The organism is Protofrankia sp. Cr1, from assembly GCF_963555865.1.
In the GTDB taxonomy this organism is placed as follows: domain Bacteria; phylum Actinomycetota; class Actinomycetes; order Frankiales; family Frankiaceae; genus Protofrankia.
Map to the genome: position 1 here is coordinate 1 of NZ_CAUVXO010000368.1, position 1,058 is coordinate 1,058.

General features: G+C 65.2%; 2 protein-coding genes. Both read right to left on the reverse strand.

Going from position 1 to position 1,058, the window contains the following annotated elements; genetic code table 11:
* Positions 1-375 (reverse strand): NUDIX domain-containing protein (locus U9980_RS21485; RefSeq protein ID WP_322769574.1); only part of this gene is annotated, 375 nt, incomplete at its 3' end.
* A 255-nt stretch (positions 376-630) separates the two neighbouring features.
* On the reverse strand, positions 631-1,058 hold a 428-nt coding region (locus U9980_RS21490; protein ID WP_322769575.1), incomplete at its 5' end, for a magnesium transporter CorA family protein.

Below are 1,058 nucleotides of genomic sequence, written 5' to 3' on the forward strand. Positions count from 1 at the left end.
GGTGAGGGAGACGGGGCGCAGGTCGATCCCGTCAAGACTGCCGATCGCGATCGAGGTGATGTGGACGTCGTCCTCGCGGCTGCCGATCTCGGCTCCCCAGGGCAGCTCCGCGACGAACAGGACGTTGAGTTCGTGGACGCGGATTCCCTTTTCCTGGTAGCTGTGTTCCGCACAGCCGAGGAACTGCAGGTCACCGACGTGCAGGCCGGTCGCTTCGGTGGTCTCGCGGCGCAGAGCCACCTCCACGGTCTCACCGGCTGCGACATGCCCGCCGGGCAGGAAGTACCAGGACTCGCCCCGGCGGTTGGCCAGGAGCACCCGGTCACGAGTGAGGAACACGATCCTGGCACTGACCTTGTTCGGTGCGGCAGGCATCAGCAAGCACTCCCGGGCAGAGATTCCAAGGGACGGAGATCGCAGGACTGATTCTGCCGACATGCCGCGCCAGAAGTGTCAGCCCTCCCCCGCCACAGGGCCATCCCCTCCCCCGGACGCCCGGCACCAGCACGGCCTACCGGGTCGCACGATGCGAGGTGCGATGAGCGTCCTCGAAAGCCCGTGCCCCTGCTGCTTGCCTCACCCGTGACCGGTGCCGGCCCGGCGGGTCGAGCCTGACCACCCAGAATGCTGTTACAGCCAGTCGCGTCGCTTGAACCCGAAGTAAAGTCCGCCGGCGATGGCGAGGATCGCGATGGTACTCACCGCGAATCCCCAGTGCTGGCCGACGCCGGGGTAGGGAACGTTCTGCCCGTAGAAACCGGTCACCGCGGTCGGCACGGCGATGATCGCCGCCCAGGAGGTGAGCTTCTTCATGATTTCGTTGAGACGATTGCCCTGAATGGTCAGGTTCGTCTCCAGGATCGTGGTCACGAGATCACGCAGGCTTTCGGTCCATTCACTGGCCCGCAGGACATGATCGTAGACGTCCTGAAAATAGGGCTGCATCGGATCGACGACGATGTGCAGATCGCGACGCATCAACGCGTTGACGACCTCGCGCATCGGCAGGACGACCCGGCGGGTGAGCACCAGGCTCTTGCGTAGCTCGAAGCTCCGCC